This window comes from Psychrobacter namhaensis (genome assembly GCF_016107545.1).
Classification (GTDB): domain Bacteria; phylum Pseudomonadota; class Gammaproteobacteria; order Pseudomonadales; family Moraxellaceae; genus Psychrobacter; species Psychrobacter namhaensis.
The window spans coordinates 109,379-134,932 of sequence record NZ_JABASS010000005.1 but is presented as its reverse complement, the minus strand read 5'-3'; the positions used below and the strand labels follow the sequence as shown (position 1 = coordinate 134,932).

Annotated in this window: 21 protein-coding genes; 14 read left to right on the top strand and 7 right to left on the bottom strand. The window is 44.4% G+C overall.

The annotated features are described in order from the left end of the window. Nucleotides 1-79: 79 nt before the first annotated feature. Both sppA and JFC06_RS06120 read right to left on the bottom strand, forming a co-directional pair. Nucleotides 80-1,138: a signal peptide peptidase SppA gene (sppA, locus tag JFC06_RS06125; RefSeq protein WP_193005115.1), complete on the bottom strand. Its 1,059-nt coding sequence runs from the start codon at nucleotides 1,136-1,138 to the stop codon at nucleotides 80-82. Nucleotides 1,139-1,498: 360 nt separating this feature from the next. After that, the gene (locus JFC06_RS06120) at nucleotides 1,499-4,393 is read right to left on the bottom strand and encodes a ComEC/Rec2 family competence protein (protein ID WP_198334351.1); all 2,895 of its coding nucleotides are present in this window, start codon (nucleotides 4,391-4,393) and stop codon (nucleotides 1,499-1,501) included. Between the two features lie 270 nt (nucleotides 4,394-4,663). On the opposite strand from JFC06_RS06120, the gene JFC06_RS06115 reads away from it, so the two are divergent. After that, nucleotides 4,664-5,281 carry a DUF2062 domain-containing protein gene (locus JFC06_RS06115; protein ID WP_198334350.1) on the top strand — a complete coding sequence of 206 codons (618 nt, stop codon included), beginning with the start codon at nucleotides 4,664-4,666 and terminating at the stop codon, nucleotides 5,279-5,281. A 38-nt stretch (nucleotides 5,282-5,319) separates the two neighbouring features. On the opposite strand, the gene JFC06_RS06110 is transcribed toward JFC06_RS06115, so the two are convergent. The 3 genes from JFC06_RS06110 to JFC06_RS06100 form a co-directional block, all read right to left on the bottom strand. Beyond that, nucleotides 5,320-5,625 (bottom strand): hypothetical protein, encoded by a 306-nt coding sequence (locus tag JFC06_RS06110; RefSeq protein ID WP_193005117.1) that lies wholly within the window; start codon nucleotides 5,623-5,625, stop codon nucleotides 5,320-5,322. Between the two features lie 161 nt (nucleotides 5,626-5,786). Beyond that, on the bottom strand, nucleotides 5,787-6,467 hold the full coding sequence (gene lolD / locus JFC06_RS06105) for a lipoprotein-releasing ABC transporter ATP-binding protein LolD (protein ID WP_198334349.1): 681 nt from the start codon (nucleotides 6,465-6,467) through the stop codon (nucleotides 5,787-5,789). Between the two features lie 44 nt (nucleotides 6,468-6,511). Beyond that, the gene (locus JFC06_RS06100) at nucleotides 6,512-7,747 is read right to left on the bottom strand and encodes a lipoprotein-releasing ABC transporter permease subunit (RefSeq protein ID WP_198334348.1); all 1,236 of its coding nucleotides are present in this window, start codon (nucleotides 7,745-7,747) and stop codon (nucleotides 6,512-6,514) included. A 450-nt stretch (nucleotides 7,748-8,197) separates the two neighbouring features. Here JFC06_RS06100 and JFC06_RS06095 point away from each other — a divergent pair, with 450 nt between their 5' ends. After that, nucleotides 8,198-9,172 (top strand): hypothetical protein, encoded by a 975-nt coding sequence (locus tag JFC06_RS06095; RefSeq protein ID WP_198334347.1) that lies wholly within the window; start codon nucleotides 8,198-8,200, stop codon nucleotides 9,170-9,172. A 118-nt stretch (nucleotides 9,173-9,290) separates the two neighbouring features. Here the strand turns inward: JFC06_RS06095 and JFC06_RS06090 are convergent, their stop codons facing one another. Beyond that, nucleotides 9,291-9,680: an SCP2 sterol-binding domain-containing protein gene (locus tag JFC06_RS06090; protein WP_193005121.1), complete on the bottom strand. Its 390-nt coding sequence runs from the start codon at nucleotides 9,678-9,680 to the stop codon at nucleotides 9,291-9,293. A gap of 861 nt (nucleotides 9,681-10,541) precedes the next feature. Here JFC06_RS06090 and ccoN point away from each other — a divergent pair. The 6 genes from ccoN to JFC06_RS06060 all read left to right on the top strand — a co-directional run bounded on the left by ccoN (nucleotide 10,542) and on the right by JFC06_RS06060 (nucleotide 16,555). Next, entirely contained in the window at nucleotides 10,542-12,023 is a 1,482-nt protein-coding gene (gene ccoN / locus JFC06_RS06085; RefSeq protein WP_198334346.1) for a cytochrome-c oxidase, cbb3-type subunit I, read from the top strand. A 9-nt stretch (nucleotides 12,024-12,032) separates the two neighbouring features. Further along, nucleotides 12,033-12,671, top strand: coding sequence for a cytochrome-c oxidase, cbb3-type subunit II (ccoO, locus tag JFC06_RS06080; protein WP_193005123.1), 639 nt, complete (start codon nucleotides 12,033-12,035; stop codon nucleotides 12,669-12,671). After that, nucleotides 12,671-12,853 (top strand): cbb3-type cytochrome oxidase subunit 3, encoded by a 183-nt coding sequence (locus JFC06_RS06075; protein ID WP_183618778.1) that lies wholly within the window; start codon nucleotides 12,671-12,673, stop codon nucleotides 12,851-12,853. Before ccoO ends, JFC06_RS06075 begins: the two co-directional genes overlap by 1 nt. Then, nucleotides 12,850-13,986, top strand: a complete 1,137-nt coding sequence (ccoP, locus tag JFC06_RS06070) for a cytochrome-c oxidase, cbb3-type subunit III (RefSeq protein WP_198334345.1) — start codon at nucleotides 12,850-12,852, stop codon at nucleotides 13,984-13,986. The genes JFC06_RS06075 and ccoP overlap by 4 nt, the downstream gene beginning before the upstream one ends. Nucleotides 13,987-14,418: 432 nt before the next feature. After that, complete coding sequence (gene ccoG / locus JFC06_RS06065) at nucleotides 14,419-15,828, top strand: cytochrome c oxidase accessory protein CcoG (RefSeq protein WP_198334344.1); 1,410 nt, start codon at nucleotides 14,419-14,421, stop codon at nucleotides 15,826-15,828. Nucleotides 15,829-15,973: 145 nt separating this feature from the next. After that, nucleotides 15,974-16,555: a FixH family protein gene (locus JFC06_RS06060; protein ID WP_198334343.1), complete on the top strand. Its 582-nt coding sequence runs from the start codon at nucleotides 15,974-15,976 to the stop codon at nucleotides 16,553-16,555. A gap of 133 nt (nucleotides 16,556-16,688) precedes the next feature. Here JFC06_RS06060 and ttcA read toward each other — a convergent pair whose 3' ends face one another. Next, nucleotides 16,689-17,837, bottom strand: a complete 1,149-nt coding sequence (gene ttcA / locus JFC06_RS06055) for a tRNA 2-thiocytidine(32) synthetase TtcA (protein ID WP_198334342.1) — start codon at nucleotides 17,835-17,837, stop codon at nucleotides 16,689-16,691. Nucleotides 17,838-18,235: 398 nt separating this feature from the next. Between ttcA and queC the strand changes: the two genes are divergently transcribed. The 6 genes from queC (at nucleotide 18,236) to rlmKL (ending at nucleotide 25,515) form a co-directional block, all read left to right on the top strand. Next, complete coding sequence (queC, locus tag JFC06_RS06050) at nucleotides 18,236-19,015, top strand: 7-cyano-7-deazaguanine synthase QueC (protein ID WP_193005128.1); 780 nt, start codon at nucleotides 18,236-18,238, stop codon at nucleotides 19,013-19,015. Nucleotides 19,016-19,243: 228 nt separating this feature from the next. Continuing rightward, on the top strand, nucleotides 19,244-19,573 hold the full coding sequence (locus tag JFC06_RS06045) for a hypothetical protein (protein ID WP_193005129.1): 330 nt from the start codon (nucleotides 19,244-19,246) through the stop codon (nucleotides 19,571-19,573). A 165-nt stretch (nucleotides 19,574-19,738) separates the two neighbouring features. Then, nucleotides 19,739-20,236, top strand: a complete 498-nt coding sequence (locus JFC06_RS06040; RefSeq protein WP_198334341.1) for a peroxiredoxin — start codon at nucleotides 19,739-19,741, stop codon at nucleotides 20,234-20,236. Between the two features lie 96 nt (nucleotides 20,237-20,332). Continuing rightward, the gene (locus JFC06_RS06035) at nucleotides 20,333-21,829 is read left to right on the top strand and encodes a dihydrolipoyl dehydrogenase (RefSeq protein ID WP_198334340.1); all 1,497 of its coding nucleotides are present in this window, start codon (nucleotides 20,333-20,335) and stop codon (nucleotides 21,827-21,829) included. A gap of 80 nt (nucleotides 21,830-21,909) precedes the next feature. Further along, the gene (locus JFC06_RS06030) at nucleotides 21,910-23,106 is read left to right on the top strand and encodes a mechanosensitive ion channel family protein (protein WP_198334339.1); all 1,197 of its coding nucleotides are present in this window, start codon (nucleotides 21,910-21,912) and stop codon (nucleotides 23,104-23,106) included. Nucleotides 23,107-23,220: 114 nt separating this feature from the next. Further along, entirely contained in the window at nucleotides 23,221-25,515 is a 2,295-nt protein-coding gene (rlmKL, locus tag JFC06_RS06025) for a bifunctional 23S rRNA (guanine(2069)-N(7))-methyltransferase RlmK/23S rRNA (guanine(2445)-N(2))-methyltransferase RlmL (protein ID WP_198334338.1), read from the top strand. Nucleotides 25,516-25,554: the final 39 nt, after the last annotated feature.

The window sequence follows — 25,554 nt, the reverse complement described above, 5'->3', positions numbered from 1 at the left end:
CTTACATACAATTAAGGCTGAGCATAATCCTACGCTCAGCCTCAACAATCATACACGCTAAATCTAAAACATAAAACGCTTAACGCATCTGCGCATTACCTTCTTCTTGCGGTAATATTTTATCAAGGCTGACACTAGAACCAATGCCTGCACCCAACTGAACAGCAAAACGATCCATAAACATCTGGAACGGATCTGTTGGACTGTAGTTGACTACATTATCAAGCTCTAACTGTTTTTCTAAGGTTGCGATGCTACCTTTTTTGTCTGCTAAGCCAAGCTCAATAGATTGCTCACCTGTCCAAAATAACCCTGAAAACAGCTCGTTTTGTTCAGGATTTTTTAGGCGGTCACCGCGACCTTCTTTGACCGCGTTGATAAAGTGCTGATGCGTATTGGCCAAGACTTTTTCGACATGATTTTCTTCATAATCAGTCAATGGACGCGATAAGCTTAAGATATCTTTGTATTCACCAGCCGTGATCGTACGATCTTCTACACCAACCTTATCCATTAAACCTTCAATGTTATAGCTTGGCATAATCACACCAATAGAACCAACCAAGCTTGAGGGATTGACATAAATTTCGTCTGCGGCCGACGCAATGTAATAAGCGCCTGATGCACCAATATCACCAATCACCGCATAAAGCTTTTTGTCAGGATATTCTTGGCGCAAGTCCATCATATTCTGCCAAATTTCATCAGACTGTACTGGTGACCCACCAGGCGAGTTGATCTCTAATACCACCGCTTTTGAGTTATTATTTTCAAAGGCGCGAGTTAATGCCTCATTGACATCATAAGCATTGGCCACATCACCGCTACTAATCACACCTTGCAGCTCAACCACCGCTAAATGCGGCTGGCTCGTATCAACACCATCTAACCCTGTAGGCGCTTGGCTGGTACAACTACGCCCAAGCAGCAAAAATATCAGCAATAGGTAGCCAAAGGTGAGTAGTTTAAAAAAGATACTCCAACGACGGGCACGACGCTGCTCAACCACACTAGCCAATAAAGTAGTTTCCAGCAGTCGCCATTCTTGTCCACTCGGCTGGTTTGGCTGCTGAATCGGTGTGGGCTGATTTGTCGAATTGTCAGGACGTTTGTTGGGGTCTGGTGGCCAGTTGGGCATATAACTTCCTAAGTCAGAAACAATCTAAAACGATAAAAATGACATAAAAAATAGATAGAGTAAGAAGATCATGTCCCCTCACTGTATTTGTCATCTGTATTCACAAGCTGCTAAGTATGGTGGTATTTCAATTCTGGTTCAATAGTATAACTGTGAAATATCACCATATTGTAACGCTGATCATATAAGCCATTTTTTTAATGGCCTGTATCACTAGCATGGTCAATGTAGGCGGCTCACTGTAAAACCGATACAGCGCGACTGGAATGAATTTTTTGTGGCCTCTGTGATAACAGTAAGTAAGGAAAATTTATACCAGTCGCGCGTGGCTACTAACTACTAACTACTAACGAATCGATTTTATTTCGAACTTACGGTAGTATTTAACGCTAAGGCTACTTCTAAGGCCTTCTCATCATAAGTCATGATCTTATTTATGCGCTGCTGCCGTAACACATCGGCCGTTATATCAGAGGCACTATGACCCAGCCAAATGACGTCATCAAACCTTGTCTCTTTATCCGTTTTCTCAGCGACACACAGTAATGACCACATTTGCCAAACGCGCTGATGCGTGTCTGCATTTAAAACAACGCGTGATGAAGACGCCTGAGTATGGTGAGGCGATGATTGGACACTTGGTGTGAGTGTTTGAGCAGTGGCAGATAGCGATCTCATTGGATCGGCAGCATTATATATTAACACTCGCATGGGTAAATGAGTATCGATAGCCACGGTACAGTCCCAAACGTTGGCATCACCTATCTTGCTCCAGCCCGTCATCGCCTCTATGGACAAACCCCCAGTCGCCAATTGCCATAATTTTCCTTGTTCGCAACGTTGAGCGCTGATAGCCGATGTGGATAAGCTCTTAGAGTGATTGCCTGTTTGATAGGCTTGCTGCATCTTAGGCCAACGATCAGAGCGTCCTGCTTGCCAGTATTGACTGACAGGTAGTCGCTGATTTAACTGAGCCACTGTCATTGGTAGTAGCTCAGAGGGCGCAGCATTCGAGACCGTGCGCTTATGGTCAGTAGTCAGCGTGGCAGTCAAACCAACCCTAGCACTCTGCACGACGATGCCTTCTAGTTTGTTGACTGATAAGCTGCCTAGCTGCTGCTCTAAGCTCATAGAGAGCTTGTCTGCCGTCAAATGACTTGGCACCGTTCGTGTGGTTGTGGGCCGATGATCGGCTAAAAACAGCCAGCTAACGTTCTTCTTCGTTTGGCCTGTCGCTAGTGACTGACTATTATTATTCTTACTAGCATTCTCATCATTGACAATAGGATACTGCAACAACACGGCGCTTACATAGCGATCACCCGTTGGCAAAATGTACAACGTCGGTATCGTCATCAGTGACTGCTGATTGGCATAGACCGTCATTATTAACAAGGTTAGAGGAGGCAGTGCCAGCCAACGACTAACTAACCCTCGTGGTAGTAGCCAAGGCAATATGCTTAGTAATACCATAAGCAGTATGGCCATGTTTATTGGTGTGTACAGCCACGCTTTTGCCAACACGGGCATTGAAGTTAGCCCTGTTATCCATTCATGCAAACCAGCCACGATGGCAATAACGAGCGCCCAAATACTATCAGCTATAACGGGAGATAAAAGGTAACACAGTCCAGCCAGTAGATTCAGCGGAACGATCACCCAGCCAAACAGACCAATTGCAAATAGATTTATAACCAGTCCCCACAGCGATGCTTTGCCAAACAATAGCAATGTGATGGGTAATAAAGTAATAAATAACCAAAATTGTAATCTAAACATGCGCTTAGATAGAGCCCAAACACGCTTAACAAGCGCATTTCCTGCCTTGGTCCTATGGGACGCGACAGTAGATTGCGCATACTTGTATGACGTGTCGTCATATTTGAGTAACAAGGCCACGGCAATAAAAGACAACCAATAACCTGCCTGCCAAAGTACATATGGGTCTTGCCATGCCATCAGTACTGCTAGCGCCAACAAAACACGCATAGTACTAATCGGCAACAATGTTAAACGCACCACCCCTATCGCCAATAGCATCCATGCAGTACGTGCTGCTGGCACATCAAACCCAGTGAATAGCGCATAGATAAAAGCCGCCCCAATCATCACCCACCAACGTACTTGCCAACGCGGAACGTAACGATAAACCAGAGGACACAGTCGATTAAAGATCAGTACAACGGCCCCAGCCAACATGATCGCTAAAAACAAAATGTGCGTCCCTGAGATAGCAAGCAAATGCGAGATGCCCGCCAGCTGATACAAGTCTTTGGTATCACGATTGATTAAACTGCGATCGCCTGTGAGCAAGCTTAATGTGACCGCCTTTGCTTGCTGCGCGTCTGTGGTCTGCTCTGCCCAATCTTGATAAAAGTGCTGTCGTAACTGCCAACGTCCTTGATCAATACGCGTGCGCAAACTCTGTAGGTACGAGTGAGAAGTAGGCGCTAATGCTGATGAACTGGTACTCACAATCGGTGTGCTGGTGGCCAAGACATTCGTTACCCCATCAATATGACGACCTCGTAGCCAGCGATAGCTATCAAAACCAGACGGATTGTTTATCGCTTGCTCAGAAGTAGCCAAAGGCGCAAGGGTTAAGCTCATAAACAACTGATCGCCTGGTTGCAAGTGGTTTAAGCGTGCAAGCTGGCTGTTATTTGACGACTTTTTTGGATAAGCGTTGAGTAGTACGCGGTGTTTGCTGTCACTACTCCTATTTTTATCTAACTCACTCATTGTAAGCGTATCTAAATCTTGAGTGGTTAACTCAGACACTAAAGGTGATACGTAAGTGATGGTAGCAACTTGTCTATAACTACTATCTGTGGCAGCGTCATAGACACTGTCACTTATCCCCTCGATAGTCACTAGTGCCTGCACGCGCATGGGCTTAGTAACTTCTGTCATTTCTGCTTGCTGATGACTAATCATCGCTTGCAAGGCACTGCCCATAACGAGCGCCATGGCTAATGCAACGACTAAAGTATGATTGAGGATACGGCAGGCACGGTTGGGATGACAAGATAAATAGCTAGGAGAATTTTGAGAAATACTACTGCTGTTTACGGAAGGGACATTAAATTGAGCAAGCACCAGCAGAGTGATGGCAAGAGTAATAAGTGATAAAGGTAAGGCGGGCGCAATAGTATTATCCACGAGCAGTGAACCAATCGGCATCGCCACACTATCCGCGACCGCCAAAACGCCCATCATAGCGACAACAATCAAACTACCCATCAACCAGTACACCAGCGCTCCTTGCTTGATGATATGAATATTATAAGCCAGCTAACGACAGTACTATACTCGTATGAGCGGTTATGTATGATCGAAAAAAATACCTGAGCATAAACGGGTGGTTAAATCCGCCATAACAACTGATACGTGATGCAATAGCATTTATATTTATATTACCCTATACTGATTAGACATATTGCGCTGACGATAATCTGGCATCATCATCCTATATACCCTTACCCATATTTTTTATTAATAATATCACTTTATAGCAGTCCATCAATGCGATTGAGCGGACTGTCGTTAACGATTAAAGGCGATCCTGTGCCCCAAAAACGTCTGAAGGACCTGCTTCCTACACCAGAGAAAATCCTAGAAAGTCGCACCTTAAAACTGTTCGCACCACATTTGGCTGACCCTCGGTTGTGGCAATTCAATCGTCATAGCCTAAATAAAGCGGTTTACATTGGTGTGCTTAGTGCCTTTTTCCCATTGCCAGGACAAATGTTACTGGCGCTAATCGGCTCATTGGTTTTCCGTGCCAATGTTCCTATGGCACTTGGTCTCACTTGGATCACCAATCCCCTCACCAGTTTGCCTATCTTTTATGCAGGCTACTATGTCGGCGCCAAAATCATCGACGTACCAATGATTAGCCTACGACTCATCGGTCGAATGATTGCTGATTTTAGCTTATGGGCATTATCAGACGGTGCCAATCCATTCATCACCTATCGCGGCACCGTATCGATTGCGGCATTTTGTATAGGGCTGACCATCTTAGCGATTGTCACCAGCCTCATTTGTGGACTGGCGTTTAAAGCCGTTTGGCGTTATAGAACCGTCGTCAGCTGGCAAAAGCGTCAGCAGCAGTCTTCTGATAAAACACCAAAAACTTAGGGTTTTTACCTTAACGCCACCATATTTCTTTGGGCAAATCAGTCTTCTTTGTTCTGCTCTATAGCATCAAGAATGTTGTCGGTAAGATTCATGTCCATCACAAAAACATCAATCACCTCCTCATCTTTTAGGAGCGTGTAGCGCTTGCCTGTCGCACTATCTTGAGCCTTTAGGTCATAATCAACACCCGCCAAAGTGATGGCATCAAAAACAGGGGTGAGTAAATCTATTTGTGCTTGTTTATCAATCGTATCGAACAACGTCGGATCCATATAAGGTTTTAATGGTTCTACGCCTTCTTCAGCACTGCCAAAGGCATCGATTGGGTTGTCATCTTCAGTCATTATATACCTTCCTATAAGTGAACATGGCCGCTCACTGCCAACCTTGTTTATAACCTCTTTTCTCGTTTATAACTTCTTAATTGTAACTTCTGCTATGCGTTTGTTGATAGGACAATGGTAAACAGGCCTTACTCAACTATCTAGCCTTGCTTGTAACCCGTCTAATACTGCTCCCAATGACCATTACGTAGCAGTAGCTGACGATCTGCTAGCGCCGCCAAATTGCGATCGTGGGTCACCATAAGTAATGCTGTTTGCATGGTATTTTGCAATTCTGACAGCAGTCCGAAAACGCTTTGTGCATTGTCATAATCCAAATTACCTGTCGGCTCATCGGCTAAGATAAGCGACGGCTTAGTGACAAGCGCACGGGCAATGGCCACACGCTGACGTTCACCACCTGATAACTCACCTGGGCGATGCGCCAAACGGTGCTCAAGACCCACACTTTCTAAAATAGCAACTGCTTGTTGACGCGCTTCAGTGACCGACACTTTTGGACGCATCAGTAAAGGCATAGCAACGTTTTCAACAGCGGTAAATTCAGCCAATAGATGATGAAACTGATAGATAAATCCCAAATGCTTATTACGCATTGCCCCACGTTCAGTCTCATTCATACTATTTAACAATTGACCGTGTAACCAGACTTCTCCACTGGTTGGCGTATCAAGGCCGCCAAGCAAGTGTAGCAAGGTACTTTTGCCTGAACCGCTGGTACCAACAATAGCAATGCGCTCGCCAGCATGAACGGTCAAATCAAGGCCAGTCAATACTTGCGTACTGACCGCCCCCTCATCATATATCTTGTTGATGTTTTTTGCCTCTAAAATGGCAGACATGATGCTTCCTTTATTTTATTTATGTCGGTATTGGTGCGTTTGGACTACTCATAACGTAGCGTTTGCGCTGGCTGAATTTTAGCCGCACGCCTTGCTGGATAGATGGTTGCCAAAAAGCTCAGTACAAACGATGCACCAGTAATTAACACCACATCTAGCAAACGCAACTGCGATGGCAGGTAATTCACAAAATAAGCATCAAACAGATTCAGACCAAAGACTTGATTAATAAAGCCCAAAATATCACTGACTGTGAGTGCAAATATAATACCCAATATCGTGCCAGCAATCGTACCGATCACACCGATGACCACGCCTTGTACCATAAACACTTGCGTAATCAGACGAGGAGATGCGCCAAAGGTTTTTAAAATCGCAATGTCTGCTTTTTTATCCGTCACGAGCATGACAAGGCTGGAGACGATATTAAAGGCAGCGACTAAGATAATAAGGAACAGCAACAACCCCACCATGGCTTTTTCCATCTGAATTGCACCAAACAAATTGCCGTGAGTTTGCGTCCAGTCATTAGGATACAACTGCTGAGGTGCTATCGCGGCGGCTTTTTCTGCGGCTATTGGCGCTGTAAAGATATCATTGAGCTTCATGCGCACGCCCTGCGCCCCATCTGGAAGACGTAGCAGTTTTGCGGCATCACCCATGGGAATAAAGGCCATGAGACTGTCTACTTCTGGACTAATGGTAAAGATACCTGTCAAGGTAAAACGCTTAAAGCGCGGAATCACACCTGCGGGTGAAGGTGAAGCCTCTGGCAGCACCAAAGTCACTTTATCCCCTAACTGCAGCCCTAACGACTGCACCATCTCCTCCCCCAACACAATACTAAAGTCGCCATTTCGTAAAGTGTCAATACTACCTTCAATCATGTGCTCATTGATGATGGAGACGTTTTTTTCATATTCAGGATCAACACCAGTCACCATAATACCTGCGACCTGACCATTTGAGGTCAACATCCCTTGCAGCTGGATAAAGGGAGCCACGGCTGCCACTTCTGGGTCTTCTTTAATCTTGTCAGCCAACTGCTTCCAGTCACCGATAATCTCCGTTGAGACCACCGTTGCTTGCGGTACCATACCCAAAATACGGGTTTTTAGTTCACGGTCAAAACCATTCATGACCGATAGCACCGTGATCAATACGGCTACCCCAAGAGTCAAACCAATCATCGAGATAAGCGATATGAAGGAGATGAAACCATTACTACGCTCTGCTCGGGTGTATCGTAAGCCGATAAATAACGCTAAAGGACGAAACATATTCAAACTCTTTATCTTATCTACGTGCGACTTTATATAGGCTATAAAACGAGCAACAGCAAATGCATGGTATGCTTGCATTTGCCCCACTCACATATAAATCGAACACAACAACAGGGTTTCAGACGAGCCAAAGATGGCCGTCAAAAGGGAGCTAGTTTGACACAATTTGACTGAGATGTGCCAGTCATTAGCAAAAACTGGCGGTATTTTTTGGTAAAAAATCCGGTTTTGTTACTATTTTTTATGAGGGACTTGCTATTACTTGCGTCAATACCTATATATTGTATGCTAAGGACAATTGTCATTCACCGTTCATTGTTGTTTGTTGACCCTTTGCTGATGACAAATTGCTGACGATCAAAACCAATTATGTTAAATATTGGCTGATACGTAAGCAATAGCAGTTTTAGGTCCAAACCTCACGCTGACTTAACTTTGAGTATCTTCATGACCATTAATTATCAATATAAAAACATCCAGTCTCCCACCAAAATCACCTTAACTGATGAGCAATCTGCGGGCCATGCCGACCATTGGCGCATTCTGACCGATGACATGAGTCATGACGTACCAGAGTGGTTGCAAAAAATGATTGAACAAGCAGCGATGCCTAAAGGCCTAAATAGCAATGTGAGCGCTCAAGATAGCTGCTTACTGCTGTCTGAAGACCAGCCTTGTCACATCAATCAAGTACTCGCGATGAAAAATGGTAAGCCTGAGTGCTTTATCAACGCCTACCCTTGTGTGGATAGCCCTTATGGACTCAATTGTAAAATTGAGCGCGTCATCGCTAATGACAACTCACACGATGCAGTCCTACGTTTGCGTACCGCTGATGGCAGTATCATTTATGCTTTTGACCAACTTTATACTACCAATCGCCATTTGTATCAGCGAGACACCTCTTATTTTGTGAATTTGAGTGCGTGGGCGCATGAGATTAAACTGAGTGATCAAGATGAAGTCATTATGGTTGAGGATCAAGAAGCCATCCGCTACCACCGTGCGTTTAACGACATTGTGGCGGCCAATGATGGCAAGCTACCAGATGACCTACAAGAGCAAATTAAAGCATGGAAGCCAGAAACCAAAGAGCAGATGGCGCCTGTAGAGATTAATCTGGGTCATATGTGTGCGTATCTGTTTGGTGATACGCTGGGGCAAGAAGATGAAGCATGGTGCCAAGGTCAGGTGCTCGGCAAACAAGAGACGGTGTTTAACGAAAAGTCAGTTATTCTGTTTGACGTGGTGATACTACGTGAGCAAGACGCCGATCCATTTGTGGTACGTATTGGCGCGCTTAATACTCCAGAGACGGCCTCTATTAAAGTGCAGGATTATGTACAAGCAAACGTCTGGCTCCAAGCGGCAATTTATAAAGAAAATCAGAGCAAGACAGCACAGCCATCAAAAGCCAGTTAATGCAACGATAAACACGCTTTACTGTTGACGGTAACCATAAAAAATCCCCTAACGTCAATTAGGGGATTTTTTTGCCAAATGGACTCTCACGGTTTGAAAAAACCGTACAACTTTAAGATCAAGCCATCGTCGTCATTGATTTGATACGGGTGTACAGCTCTTTTTGCTCGGCGCTTGGGCGAGCGGTCTGTACCGCCATTAATTGTGACATATCGCCTTCTACGCGAATCTTGCCACTCATAAATGCACCCATAATTTGATTGGTATCAAAGTCTGTGATGATGGACTGTAAGATACTACGATCAAGTAATAAAGTTGTCGTTGCCGAGTCATTTAAGCCGCGATGCAGTAAACCATTAGCAAAGTTAGCTTCGATATCTTTCTCAGTGTCAGAGACTTTTAGGTTGACGATCATATTTGCAAGTGCTGGTGGTAAGTTAAGTTCGCCTGCTTCACGACCCATCTGTTCAACTTGCTCAAACCATTCATCTGTCAAAAATACGGCCATATTATTGTCCTTAATTAGTATTATATTAGGCAAAAGTTTTTTAGTATCCTCGCCTAACGGGATACCAAATTATAGAGTAGTTGCTGATAACAGCGATATAAAAGAACGCCACTATCATTCGTGTTCGGCCTTATTATAAAGGGCGGCTTGATGATAAGTAAAACCTATTTATCTCTCTAAGGTTGCCATTGTTACAAAAGTCCTTCCCTCAGTCATGCCAACGCTGGGCAATGATCTATGATTTCCTCACTCAAATGTACCGCTAGAATAGTGACAAAATAGAGTATAAAATAGGGCGATAGCGTCTTAATAATAAGTTGCTCGCTAGTATTTTTACCAAAGAGTTTGTATTTTGCCGCATAGTTCTGATGATATTTCATTAGGATTGCGTTACAATACCCTTAAACAGAGTCAGGAGTTTTAACTAAACATTACGTAAACATGTTTTTTTGTCAGCTGCCGCTAGCACACATCTAGGGTTAATGTGTTTTTTACGATCCTATGGATATTAGTATCTATCTTCATTCGTACAGATTTTGGGTAATAATTAAGATAAATACTTAGCCTCATGAGATGTTTGATGCTCAAAAACGGCGCACCTTCTTATGTACTTTGACGTTTTATTAATAATCCTACTATCAATTAGCGACAAGCGCAGGGCGTTTGCAACGTCTCTTCTGTCTACTAATACTAGCTGATGTAGAGCGAAAGCTTAGATTGATAGTTAATAACGTGACTGTCATAAGTAGGTCAAAAAACCGCATGTACCGCAATCGTTATCTGGTGATTATTTGTATAGTGCAGATGATGCGGAGAGTTAGTTAATTCTGTTGATAATTCGGGCTGTAAAGGAATCATCCAATGAGTTTACAAAACACAGCAGTCGCCCCAGTGGACCGTGAGTACGAAATTACTGTCGTAAGATTCTTTACGATAATGGCCGTGGTATGGGGCATCGTCGGCATGAGTATTGGTGTGTTCATTGCTTCACAGTTAGCATGGCCAGCACTGAACTTTGACATCCCATGGCTGACCTTTAGTCGTTTAAGACCGCTACATACTAATGCGGTTATTTTTGCGTTCGGAGGCTCGGCCCTGTTCGCAACGTCTTACTATATTGTTCAGCGCACCTGTAAGACAAGGTTATTCGCGCCTTACTTAGCTTGGTTTACTTTTTGGGGTTGGCAAGCGGTTATCGTATCAGCCGTCATTACCCTTCCTCTAGGTTTAACGTCGACCAAGGAATACGCTGAGCTTGAGTGGCCAATCGATATTTTAATTGCTCTGGTATGGATATCTTATGCCATTGTCTTCTTCGGTACGCTCATCAAACGTAAAACCTCACATATCTATGTGGCTAACTGGTTCTTTGCTGCCTTCATTATTACGATTGCCCTACTACATATCGTAAACAGTATGGCGATTCCTGTTAGCGCATTTAAGTCTTACTCGTTATTTGGCGGTGCGACCGATGCGATGGTGCAGTGGTGGTACGGGCATAACGCGGTAGGTTTTTATCTAACGGCAGCGTTCCTTGGAATGATGTACTACTTCGTTCCGGTACAGATTGGTCGTCCTATTTATTCTTATCGTTTGTCGATCGTTCACTTTTGGGCATTGATTGCGTCATATATGTGGGCTGGTGGTCACCATTTGCATTATTCAGCGCTTCCAGATTGGACGCAGTCATTGGCAATGGTCTTCTCAATCATCCTATTCGCACCCTCTTGGGGTGGTATGATTAACGGTGTACTAACGCTATCAGGTAGTTGGGATAAATTACGTACTGATCCAATCATTCGCTTTATGATTGTGGCATTGTCGTTCTACGCGATGTCGACGTTCGAAGGCCCAATGATGTCTATCAAAACCGTCAATGCGCTATCGCATAACACGGATTGGACAGTCGGTCACGTACACTCAGGTGCGCTTGGCTGGGTAGGTATGATTACCATTGGTTCACTATACGTGTTGTTACCACGTATCTATAACAAACCAAAAATGTATTCTATCAGCTTAATCACGACGCATTTTTGGCTGGCGACCGCGGGTACTATCTTCTATATCGTATCCATGTGGATTTCAGGTATTGGTCAAGGCATGATGTGGCTGGCGACTAACCCAGATGGTACGTTGGTATATAGTTTCGTTGATACCGTTGAATTCTCGCATTTCCCGTATATTGGTCGTGCTTTTGGTGGCCTATTATATGTATCGGGTATGTTTGTGATGGCATATAACGTTTATAAAACACTTAAGATGCCAGAAGGTAAGCCTGTCGATATCGCAGATCCTACTGATCATGAACCTAGTGTTGATAAACCTTCGGCAGCTAACGTATAAGGAGCGATCATGTCTGGTACACCGCATGAAATTATTGAAAAAAATACAGGCTTGTTGGTTATCGGTATCGTTATTGCTATTAGCTTTGCAACGCTAGTTGAAATCGTACCATTGATATATGACAACAAGGGTCCTGAAGAAGGTGGGGTGAATGCTCCCCTGCCCTCTATGGAGCCATGGACTGCACTAGAATTTGAAGGTCGTGACATCTATATTCGTGAAGGTTGTCACGTTTGTCATACTCAGATGATTCGTCCACTACGTGCTGAAGTTGAACGTTATGGACCATACTCACGTGCTGCTGAATCTACGTGGGATCACCCATTCTTATGGGGCTCAAAACGTACTGGACCTGATCTGGCACGTGTTGGTGGACGTTATTCTGAAGACTGGCAAAAGCAGCATTTGATCGATCCACGTTCACTGGTCCCTGAATCAGTCATGCCTGGTTTCCCATGGCTGGCTACCAACGAAGTGAATGGTGCAAACGTTCAAACTAAAATGCGTCTATTCCGCGATCGCTTTGGTGTACCTTACACTGAAGAAGATATCGAAGGAGCACCCGATGCTGTACTTGGTGCCACTGAACTTGATGCTTTGGTCGCTTATCTACAGCAGTTAGGCACCGCGATGGAAGGACAGCGCTAATGGGTATTGGTGAATTACAAACAATTGCGACCGTTTCTGCCTTTGTTGCCTTCGTAGGTGTTGCATGGTGGGCGTATTCGCCAAAAAACAAAAAACGCTTCGAAGAAGATGCACAACTTGCGCTTGATGACGAGGATATAGAATCTCTGTCTGAAGAGCAGCGCAATAAGGATAAACGATGACATTTTTTTGGAGTTCTTGGATTACCATACTAAGTATCATGTGTTGGGCTGCTATCCTCGGTGTCTTACTAATGGTATTGAAGTACAAGCCAGAACTAGAAGAGGACGGTACCACAGGCCATGCTTATGATGGCATTAAAGAGTATGACAAGCCATTGCCTAAATGGTGGCTAGTGATATTTTTTGGTTCTATCGTTTGGGGTATTGCATACTGGGTATTTTTTCCAGCTATTTTTCCGTCAAAATGGGACGGTATTGCCACCGTAGAAGTCGATGGCGAAACAGTACCATGGTCTTCTAAAAACGAGCTGTATAGTGAGCTTGAGAGCAATAACAAAGTATTTACGGATAACTTTGAACAAAACATCTTAGCAAAAGCGGATGCCAGCGGGGCCACATCGACTTTAGCGACACTTGCGGATATGCAAGCGACGATGCGTCATAGTGATAATCCGCCAGCAGATCTGCAAACTCAGATTGATGAAAAGGTGGCGGATCTCGCTCCCTATGTAGAAAAGTTATCTGAAAACCCCAATGCTTTAAAAGTGGGTAGCCGCTTGTTTCTACAGAACTGTTCAGTGTGTCACGGCTCTAACGCTAAAGGTGCCACAGGTTATCCAAACTTAACCGATAATGATTGGTTATATGGCGGCGCCCCTGAAAACATCTTGACGACGCTGCATAACGGCCGAGTCGGTGGTATGGCAGCGTGGCGTGATCAACTTGGTGAAGATGGCATACGTGCGGTATCTGAATACGTGTTATCGATATCAGGCAACCAGCCAGGTTACGATCTTGATCAAACGAAGGTCGCTCAAGGTAAGGTCATCTTTAATGAGCCTACCAACTGTGTGCTTTGCCATGGTGAAGACGCTAAAGGTATGAACTCTACTGGCGCGCCTAATTTAACGGATAATACTTGGTTATATGGCGGCGATCGCGAAACCATTCGTGAGACTTTACGTTATGGTCGTGCTGGTGTGATGCCTGAATGGCAAACTAAGTTAGGTAATGAGCGTATTATGCTTCTTGCTGCTTATGTTTACTCACTGTCAGATAAGACCGCGCAGCCTGCTAAAGCAGCAACTGCTACCACTGAGGTTCCAGAAACTGTGGAAGCGACTGTTAACTAATATAGTTTCGTTATATGCTGTATTAGAAATAAATGGATAAGTGTCAAAAAAGGGAGAACTGTAAAAACAGTTCTCCCTTTTTATACGTCTGTCATCAAGCCTTTATTTAGGGCATCTTGCACGACTGAGCTATCGATAATTATTACTATATATTATTTGCTTTTTAAGATTATCACCCCATTTATAGTAGGGAGAATGTTAAAATAACGGCACCTAAAAACCGTGTATTAGTCACTGGTTTTAGCAGATCTTACCGATTCTCATTTAGCTATATACAATCGATCATTTGGTAGGTGGATTCGATACTTTGTGGTTCAAAGTTCGCGCCGCTACTTACTGACATTGATAACATCGCACACTCATACATCTCATTATCAAAGGTGTTTGTTCATCATGCCAGCAAACTGATTCTTTTTTAAAAGAGGCACGTTTATGTCAGCACAACAACCCAATAAAATTCCTGTACAGCAAGTTGATCTTGATGCCACCAAACATCGCGTTCACCCTAGGTTTGTCACAGGTTTTTATCAAAATATTCGTGTCATCACGATGTATGCGCTTTTGGCTGCGTTTCTGCTTTTGCCGTGGCTACGATATAATGGTAGACAAGCAATATGGTTTGATGTTCCCTCACAGCATTACTATATTTTTGGCATGACGTTTTTGACCCAAGATTTTTACTTTATTGCTGCGTTTGCCATCATTGCAGCTTTTACTTTGTTTATGGTGACCGTGTATGCAGGGCGCGTTTGGTGTGGCTATGCCTGCCCCCAAACGATTTGGACGCATCTTTATCAGTATGTCGAAAAGTGGGTCATTGGTGATCGCAACAAACGAATCAAATTTGATAAAGAACCGCTGAGCGCAAAAAAAGTATTTAAACGCTCTGTCGTATATTTTATTTGGTTTGTATTTTCAGTGATTACAGCAGCGACTTTTGTAAGCTACGTCGCTGGGACAGATTATTTGTATCAAAGCTGGCAAATGATAGGCTTCATACCACTTCCCGACTGGCCAACGTGGGTCTGGATATCGATGTTTATCTTTACGTTTGCAACCTATGCTAATGCCGGTTACATGCGTGAGCAAATGTGTATTCAAATCTGTCCTTATGGCCGATTCCAAAGTGTCATGTTTGACAAGGATACGCTGATTGTCTCCTATGATTATGAGCGCGGCGAGCCACGCGGCCCTCGTAAAAAAGGCACAAATCCTGAAGATTTAGGCGATTGTATCGAATGTCAAATGTGTGTGCAGGTCTGCCCGACTGGTATCGATATTCGAGACGGTTTACAGGTTGGATGTATCCAGTGCGCGGCTTGTATCGATGCGTGTAATGAAATCATGGACAAGGTCGGCTACCCACGTGGGCTTATCCGCTATACGACAGAGCGTCAATTGGCAGAAAAAGAGCCAAGCCGCGTGTTACGCCCACGCTTGTTTGCTTACTTAGCGTTGTTAGCCATATTATGTGGTGGCGTCATATATGCTTTGACGGACCGAGTGCCGTTAGAGATTGATATTCGTCGTGACCGTAATCAGTTGTCTTCAGTCAATAATCAAGGCATGATTGAAAACAGCTATATCGTTAAACTGACCAATAAGACGCAGGACGCTCATTCTTATACGATAACCCTTGCACCGCAAGAGGGTTTAAGCTTAGAGCTGCGATTTAATGATGTACCCCTAGAAGCGGGCGAAAGCTTTGATATGCCCGTAAGTATCTATGGCGACCCCGATGTGATTGAGTTTGGGCAAACCCCTGTGACCTTAAATGTGACCAGTGAAGATGGCCAGTACAAGGTCAGTAAGCAAAATATTTTTACCACTCAAGGTCAGTAAGTTATTAAAAGTCTAGCTATGTAGTCTGTTATATTGCATCCGTTAGTCAAGGACTAACGGGGTTACGATTTATCATAAAACTGGCAGTATTTAGCCGTCAGATTATCCGTCGATACAGTTAGTCGATACAGTTAATAGGTATTTTATGTCTACTCCAGCACCGAACTTTAAGCATCAAGACACGCAGCCATGGTATAAAAATTACATGGTCGTTATCTTTGTGATTGGCATGCCAGCTGCGGTTGTGATCGCCTGCCTTTGGTTTGTTTATTATTCTTATCAAATCCGTGACAGCGTGGTACGTGACGACTGGTATATGGATGGCAAGACACTTTATCAAGATGTGTCACGTGACAAGCTCACGGCTGATTTAGACTTGCATGGCAAAATGCAGTTTGCTGATAATGGCGAGATTGTTTTTTATTTAAATTATCCTGAGCAAAGCTTGCAGTCAGGTAAACTACTGGATGGTACGCCGCTCGTTTATCCAGAAAAGCTGGACCTGTCTATCTCACACGCAACTGACGTCAAAAAAGATCGTGATGTGGTGCTTCAGCATGTCGAGGGCAATAAGTACAGCGCGCAAGTAGACATGGATCCTATAAAAGCCAAGTACTACTTGCAAGTAAGTAATGACGGTAAAGAAGATTGGCGCATGCAAGATGTCGCAAAATTGCCACGCTCAGAGGTTAATTTCGATCCATTACCTGTTTTTGCCGAAAGTTAACGTTTACCATTACCTCATCTGACAATGTAAAAAAACCAGCCATACTAAATATGAGCTGGTTTTTTTATGAGTTATTTAACGGCTCAGGCATGCCCTCATTACTCTTAAAACGAGGACACGCTCTGATAAACCGTTAAAGAACAGGATTAATGGTTGGGATTTTCTGTGTGCTACGGCTGCCCTCTGCCGTTTTATTCTTACTTGCCGAATCCTGCTTATCGCTAGCAAACTTCGAGCTAAACGTCTGCGCTTTTGGCGATACTGGCAAGCCAATCTCCGCCAAACTGTCGGTCTGCCCTGCTTGAATATTATCCCCTTCAAATAAACGCTCATTATCATCACGGTCAAGACTTAACTGTTCAAAATCAAACAACTCACGATCCGCTAACTGTGACGGTGCCACGTTTTGCATGGCTTTAAAAATGGACGCCAAACGCTGAGGGTGCGCATTATCCCACTCTCGCAACATGTCGTTGATGATCGCACGCTGTAGATTAGTTTGGCTACCGCATAAATTGCAGGGAATAATGGGAAATTCTTTGAGGCGAGCATAGTCAATGATGTCTTTTTCTTCGACATAAGCCAATGGGCGAATAAGTAGGTTTTGCTTGTCGTCACTGAGCAACTTAGGAGGCATCGATTTGAGGGCACCTCCATGAAACAGGTTTAAAAAGAAAGTGGCCAACATGTCATCACGGTGATGACCCAAGGCAATCTTGGTCGCTCCAATTTGTTTGGCAAAGCCGTACAGAGAACCGCGACGTAGGCGCGAACAGGCTGAGCAATACGTTTTGCCTTCGGGCACCACGCTTTTGACAATACTATAAGTGTCTTTTTCTAAGATATAGTGAGCAATACCCTGCTCGTTTAGATAAGCGGGCAAAATATCTTCAGGATAGCCGGGCTGCTTTTGGTCAAGATTGACCGCAACGATATCAAAACTAATGGGTGCGATGCGCTTGAGAAGCAGTAGAATGTCCAGTAGTGTATAGCTGTCCTTGCCCCCTGACACACAGACCATCACCACATCACCCTCTTCGATCATATTAAAATCACGAATCGCCCAAGACACTTGCCTACGTAGTTTTTTCTGTAGCTTACGAAACTGTGCCGACTCAGTGGGCGCTGACTGCCCAGTCACAGCACTGTCTTCATAATCCTCATCGTCAGCGCCATCATCGTATTCCATGCCATCCATATTAGCGTCTAAAGCATGGTTATCTAAGCCAGTATCATCAAAATCAGGCGTAATTTTTGGCGTAAACAAGGTCGCTGCGGTCATAAGTTACTCAATATCTTTACAAGGGTGGTTTTGCTATGAAGCCATTGGCCATAAATTGGGATGATAAAGCAGTGAGCAAAAATCATTAGCACGCCTACTTTAGAAGCAGGATTATAACAAATATTGCTAATAGATTGAAAATATGACATTAAATTATAAAGTTAAACGTCACAACTTCTTTATTACCCAAAGCTCCTTTATTCGTGAGTCTCTTTATCAACGATCACTTTGTCTCAGTAGCACATTTTATACACACAGATTTTTTAAAGCGACGGGAGTGGGATAAATAACTCAATACACTCTACAGGTAAGAGCGCTTTTATCATGGCCACATGGTTCTGTAATGGAGCGATTTTTGCTAAAATAACCATTTACGTAAACCAATAATAGATACCACTATGACCAACGTTACCTCGCAAAGCCCTTCTAGCACTCAAGCGTCCGATGCTAACTTACCTACCTCGCATAAACATCAAAATGCCGTCGTGCTACTGTCAGGCGGGCTAGATTCGGTCACTTGTTTGTATTGGGCCAAGGCGCGCTATGCCTCTGTGACGGCAGTCAGCTTTAACTATGGCCAACGTCACAATAGTGAGCTTGTCGCGGCCAAAGCCATCGCTGAGGCAGCCGAGGTCAATCACAGAATTATCGATATTGATATCGCTCAACTTGGTGGCTCCTCCCTGACTGATCACAGCATGATTGTGCCTGACGGTGATGCGGATAAGTTCCCTGATAAGAAACGCGATGAGATTGATAACGATGCCATTCCCAACACTTATGTGCCAGCGCGTAACACGATATTTTTATCTTACGCATTGGCAGTCGCCGAAGTAACCGATGCCAATCATATCGTCATTGGCGTCAGCTCAGTCGATTATTCTGGGTATCCTGACTGTCGTCCAGAATACATTGCCGCCTTTGAGCACATGGCCAATCTTGCCACAAAAGCTGGCGTCACAGGTCACCACCTGTCTATTCAAACGCCGTTGCAGCAGCTATCAAAAGCGAAAACCATTGAGCTTGGTTTGTCACTCGGCGTTGATTATGGGCAAACGATTTCTTGTTACCGGGCTGATATCAACGGTCTTGCTTGCGGAGTCTGCGATAGTTGTGCGCTACGCCGTCAAGGATTTGCACAGGCTGGCGTCACTGACCCAACCCTCTACCAGTCTTAATAGACAGTATTTGCCCTAGCAAATGGCGGCAGTCAACACTAGCGAAACATTCGCTTGCATTAACACAGCACGTCGCCGTTGTATTTTAATCGCTATACTTGTTATGGTATGAGCGATTGCATTTATCATGAGATATAAGCAGCGTTACGGATTACTCACCTATTAGCGAATTGAGTCTAATTTGAGTACAAAATCTAAAAAACTTATACCACATTTACGAGGACATTTATGAAGTTGTTGCCAGTATTACCCCTAGCCCTAGCGGCCATTTTTGCCATGCCACAAGCAAATGCTGTTGACATTAAACAAAAAAATATCAATACCTGTGTCACTGGTGCGGTCAAATATAAAGTCGCTGATAAAGGCGATGCGACCAAACTGTGTAATTGCACGATTGGTGTACGCAGCAATATGACTATCGGTCAAATGTGGGAAATTGAAAGCTACGCGCAAGACAAAAAAGACCCTTCAAACCTACCATATGTGAAAAAAATGCAAAAAGATTTACAGCAATGTACGGTAGGCTTAGATCTCAAGCAGCCACAAAAATCGGCTTAATGTACAACTTGTTTGACATACAAAAGACTGGTCATTGCCAGTCTTTTTTGTTGCCAATGCAGCAGCAAAGTGTAAAACTGATGAGGTATTTCTACGAATCTGCTTATAATAACAACATGATAAATATAACCCGCGCCGGTAATCGCAACCAATAAGGATTTTATAATGGCAAAGCCAACCACAGAAAACACGACCTTACCTGACTTCCCCGTCACCCTAGTACGAGCGCTAGATGGACATGTGGTTCACGATGAGATCAGCCTCAAAGACATGCTAGCCAATACCGATAAAGGGCTTATTCTTTACTTTTATCCAAAAGACAATACGCCAGGCTGTACCACACAAGCAACAGAATTTACTGCTCGTCTTAATGAGTTTGATGATTTGGGCTATGACATTATTGGGGTCTCACGTGATAGCATTGAGTCGCACGAAAAATTCATCACCAAGCACGATTTACATATTGCGCTTGTCAGTGATAGCGACGAAAAACTGTGCCAGTACTTCGACGTCATCAAAGAAAAGAACATGTATGGCAAAATAACGTTAGGTCTGGTGCGTTCAGCATTTGTGTTTAATGCAGAGGGCAAAATGACACACGCCCAACGAAACCTACGCGCCAAAGGCTATACCGAGCGCTTGCTTGAGACATTAGCGTCTTAATCTGCACCAACTACAAAACAGGTATGACAAAAACCTGATGCCAAATGCTAAAAGTAACCGTTAACACCCACTAAGCCTTCACTATTTGAGAGCGACATGAATAAAAAATCTGGCACTTCTGCTGATGACAGTAAACGTAAAGTTACTCGCAAAGTCACTGTTGCTGTTATTGGCGCAGGTACTGCTGGCCAAAACGCCTTTCGTCAAGCCAGCAAAATCTTTGATAATATCGTTATTATTAATGAAGGATTTTGGACAACCACCTGCATCGCTGTAGGTTGTATGCCAAGTAAGCTGTTGATCGCGGCAGCTGATCGGGCGCATGAAGCCAATCATTCTGCTGAGTTTGGCGTGCATGCCACCGCTCAGATAGATGGCAAACAAGTCATGCAGCGCGTACGTGATGAGCGCAGCCATTTTGCAAGCTATATCAAAGAGCAAGTAGACAGCTGGCCCGATCATAAAAAAATCGCAGGACGTGCTTGTATCAATGAGCACGGATTGATTGAAGTTAACGATGAGGTGATTGAAGCCAGTAAAGTTATTGTCGCTACAGGTAGCTCACCATTTATCCCAGAGGGTTGGGCTGAGAAGCTCGGCCATACCCTGCTGACCTCTGATACCGTCTTTGAGCTAACCGATTTACCAACATCAATGGCAGTGGTGGGTGCAGGCTCCGTTGGGCTGGAGCTTGCGCAAGCGTTCACCCGCTTGGGCGTGGATGTCACTTTGTTTAATCGTGAAAAGCGCGTTGCAGGCCTGAAAGATGACGATATTAACAATAAGGCTATCGATTGCTTAAATCGTGAGCTGACCATGCATTTGGGCAGTAAAATCAGTAATGTGGGCACCCAAGCAAACGACAGCAATAACGGCTCAGCCGCATTCATTGACTATGAAGACAGTGCTGGTGAGTTTCAGCAGTGGCAAGGTGAATACGTACTAGTCGCGACCGGTCGCCGCAACAACATAAAACAGCTGGGTGTTGAACACTTAGGCGTGGAGCTTGATGATAAAAACCGCCCAAAACACCTCAGTGAAAAAACGGGGCAGATTGGCGATTTAAATGTCTATATCGTTGGTGATGCCAATGTTCATCTCCCACTGCTACACGTCGCCAGTGATGAAGGCTATAGTGCTGGTAGCATGGTCTGTGACAATAAAAAAGCCGCCTACATTCGCCCACCAGCCACGCCGTTCTCTATCGTATTTTGCGCTCCCCAAATCGTCAATGTCGGCCTGTCTTTACCAGAAATTCAACAAGATCCAACTTTAGAATATGTCATCGGCAGGGTTAGCTTTGACAATCAAGGCCGTAGTCGCGTCATGGGCGTTAACTGTGGTCTGCTACATATTTATGGCTGCAAAAAAACCGATAGAATACTAGGCGCCAGTATGGTGGGGCCTGATGCTGAGTATATCGGTCACATATTGGCCACCGCCATCACTAATGATTTAAACATCAAAGCCATGCTTGACACGCCTTTTTATCATCCTACGATATTAGAAGGACTACGGACTGCGCTACGTGACGTTCAACATAAAATGGAAATCCCTTATCAATACCATGACACACAAGAAGCAAGCTTTTAAACATCGGCAGTGCTATGGTTGAATGTTCAGTACGCCTTAACAGTTTGAGACAATTTAGAAAACTTTGCATGGACTAAAAAATGCCAATCGCTAGTGTTACTGATTTTTTTAAAGAGATCATTCGTGACCTCCATACTAGCCTATATCTTGCCCTGGGTGGCTCCATAGAGGAGGAGAAACTTGATTGGTCTTCTAAAGCGGTAGAGCTGGTGAGTACTGGTATAAAAATCCTCATACTGCTGGCAGTATTGGGGTTTTTTTATTGGCTCGCTATTTACATCGTTAAGCAAAGTAGAACGAAAATTCGCTTGAATGAACGACGCACCAAAATTATCCGCTCGGTGCTACGCTACATTTGGATTGTGGCCAGCCTGATCGCCATCATGAGTCAAATTAACTTTGAACCCGAAACGGTTAAAGCCACCGCTAAAGCCAGTACTTGGGCTGGTATTTACTACGTGCTTTGGACCTCATCGGGCCAGATTATTCATAGGGTTTTGCAGCACTATGGACTCAACGCTTCCATAGAGCAGCTCCTGCAAAACATCTTATCAGTGCTACTGCTAGTACTTGGTCTTGCCAGCGTTATGGCACAATTTGGCTTCGATATTGTTTCACTAGTGGCCGGTTTGGGGATCGTAGGTTTGGCCGTGGGTTTTGCCGCTCAGTCGACCCTTGCTAACTTTATCGCTGGTATCACTATTTTGCTGGAGCAATCCTTTCAAGTGGGTGACTGGATTCACATCAATGAAAATGAGGGTCGCGTCGTACTGATCGCCTTACGCACTACCCATATTTTGACTCGAGACAACATCACCGTTATTATCCCAAACTCCAACGTTGCCTCCTCCGAGGTGACCAATCTGACCTCCAAAAACTTTATACGCTTTGACATTCGGGTACGTATTGCTTTTGAAGACGATATTGACACTGCGCGTAAAGAGATTTTGCAGGTACTTACTGACACCGAGGTGGTGCTCAGTCGCCCTGAGACCTCGGTCACCGTAGCGGAGATTGGTGAGTATGGGGTGTTCTTTATTGTACGTTTTTGGGTAAAGCCTGCCGCCGTTGCGCGTATGCCCAAGATCAAAGAAAGTCTAACAGAAGATATTAAGCGTGCCCTTGATGCCGCTAACATCTCTACTCCCTACCCGCATATGCGTTTGCTCATGCCAAAAGACGTTGAGTACCCTATCGCCACCAAACCTTTTGCGACCACCACTCAAGTGGTATCAGACTCACTGCCACTGACCAAGAGTGATGCGTCAAAACAGTAGAGCGTAGGGCGTATCCTCATTTTGAACCATCCTACCCTGAATTATGGTAAAATTACGGGTTAAACCGTCTATTTTATTTTTTGCATTTTGTCCATTTAGCCCACAGGTATCCGTATGACCCTAGCAACCGCCCCCGCCTCTTCATCAGCGTTATCGCTTGATCTTATCATCACCTGTGCCGATGGGCTTGAGGCACCGCTACAGACTGAACTGACAAGTTTTGGTATTACAAGCGAAATCAAAAGTACGGGCCGTCTCTCAGTAACGGGCGACTTACGCGATCTATATACTATCTGCCTGTGGTCACGTGTGGCCTCGCGGGTACTAATGCTCATTAAACGCAAAAACATCAATATGGAATACGATGTGGCCGAGCAGCTTTATGGTTTGGCAAAATCAGTCAATTGGACTGAGCAGTTTAGTTTGGAGCAAACCTTTGCGATTCGTTTGTCCGTCGATAAGCGCGTCGCTGTCAGTCAACAGTTTGCAATGCTGCGTGTTAAAGACGCGATTGCTGATACGTTTAATGAAGTTTACGACAGCCGTCCTAACGTCGACAGCAAAAACCCTGACTTTTCTGTCTTTGCGACCGTAAATGACAAGCAAGCGGAGCTGTATCTTGATTTGTCAGGCACCAGTTTGCATCGCCGAGGCTATCGCGTCGCGATGACCGAAGCGCCGTTAAAAGAAAACTTGGCGGCCGCCCTACTTTATAGCGCCGGCTGGCATAAGAAAAATGAAGCAGGCAATGCGCCTTTTTATAATGCTTTAGTCGATCCGATGTGTGGCTCTGGGACCTTTATTATTGAAGCGCTACTCATGCATTGCGATTATGCAGTCGGTATCGATAAAGCGGCCAATCAATTTGGTTTTTACCAATGGCAACATCATGATGAGGCGCTGTGGCAAGAGATGATCGATGACGCCCAGACACGTTTTCGTGAAGCATTAGAGATTGCCAATGAACAACCCGATACCTTACCGCTGATCTTGGGCTTCGATGCCGACAGCGGCGCCATCATCGCGACAGAAAAAAACCTCATCGCTGCAGGGTTGCAAGATTTGCTACCGCTACTCGACATTGAGACCCGTGCCTTGGATCAACTCAGTACAGTTCTAAAGCCACTGGTCGATGATGGCCGATTGACTAATCCTCTTATTATCACCAACCCGCCTTATGGTGAGCGTTTGGGTGATGAAGAGATGATTAAACCGTTATACCATGCGCTGGGGCTTATATTACAAGACAGTTTTGCAGGTAGCGGAATCGATCCGATGCTTGGCATATTGGCGTCCAACGTCGAACAAGTCGATATCTTACCTATTAAAGACCCAAAAACCTTGCGCTGTCACAATGGTGCCATCACTGTGTATTTCCGTTATGGGGCGTTGATAGCGGGACAGACTGGCAACCTTGTCAGTCGCTTTGAGAAGCGTGAGATTGCAGTGGAAGACGGCCAAGACTTCATTAACCGCTTGCAAAAAAATCTTGCGAAACTAAAAAAATTGGCGAAAAAAGACAATGTAAGCAATATTCGTGTATACGATGCTGATTTGCCTGACTTTAAGGTAGCCATCGATCTTTATGGCGACTATGCCCATGTACAAGAATATGCACCGCCCAAAACCATTCCGCCAGAGACCGCAAAGAAACGCTTCAATTTAGCGTTAATGGGCATTCGTGAAGTGTTCGATATCAACCGCGAGCAAATCTTTATCAAAACACGGGCGCGTCAATCTGGAAATGATCAATACAGCAAACAAGGCAGCACAGAAAAGCGTGGCAAGTTTTATGTCGCTCGTGAAGACGGCGCCTATTTCTATGTCAACTTTACCGACTATCTCGACACAGGATTGTTCATTGACCATCGCAATATGCGCGCCCGCATTAAAGACAACAGCCGCGGTAAAGCAGTATTGAACTTATTTGCTTATACTTGTACAGCGAGTGTGCATGCGGCACTGGCAGGCGCTAAAAAAGTCACCAGTGTGGATTTGTCACAAAACTATCTGGATTGGGGCAAACAAAACTTTGTGTTAAATGGCTTGGATGTCAGCCGCAATAAGTACCAATTCGTTGCCGCCGATATTTTTGAGTGGATTAAAGACAATACCGAGCAATTCGATGTTATCTTTATTGATCCACCGACCTTTTCTAATTCCAAAAAGTTCCAAGGCACCTTTGACGTACAACGCGACCATGCTGCCCTTATCAATCGTGCAATGAACCGTTTGACCTCTGATGGTGTCTTGTATTTCTCTAATAACTTTACGCGTTTTGAGTTAGATGAGCAGCTGATCGAACGCTATGACATCACTGATATCACCCCAAAAACGATAGGTTTTGACTTTAATATCAAAAAACCCATCCATCAAAGTTTTGAGATTCGTCATCGCCAGAGTTTGTAAGTGTGCATTGGTGAATGAGCGCTTCTAGCGGATTGCAAA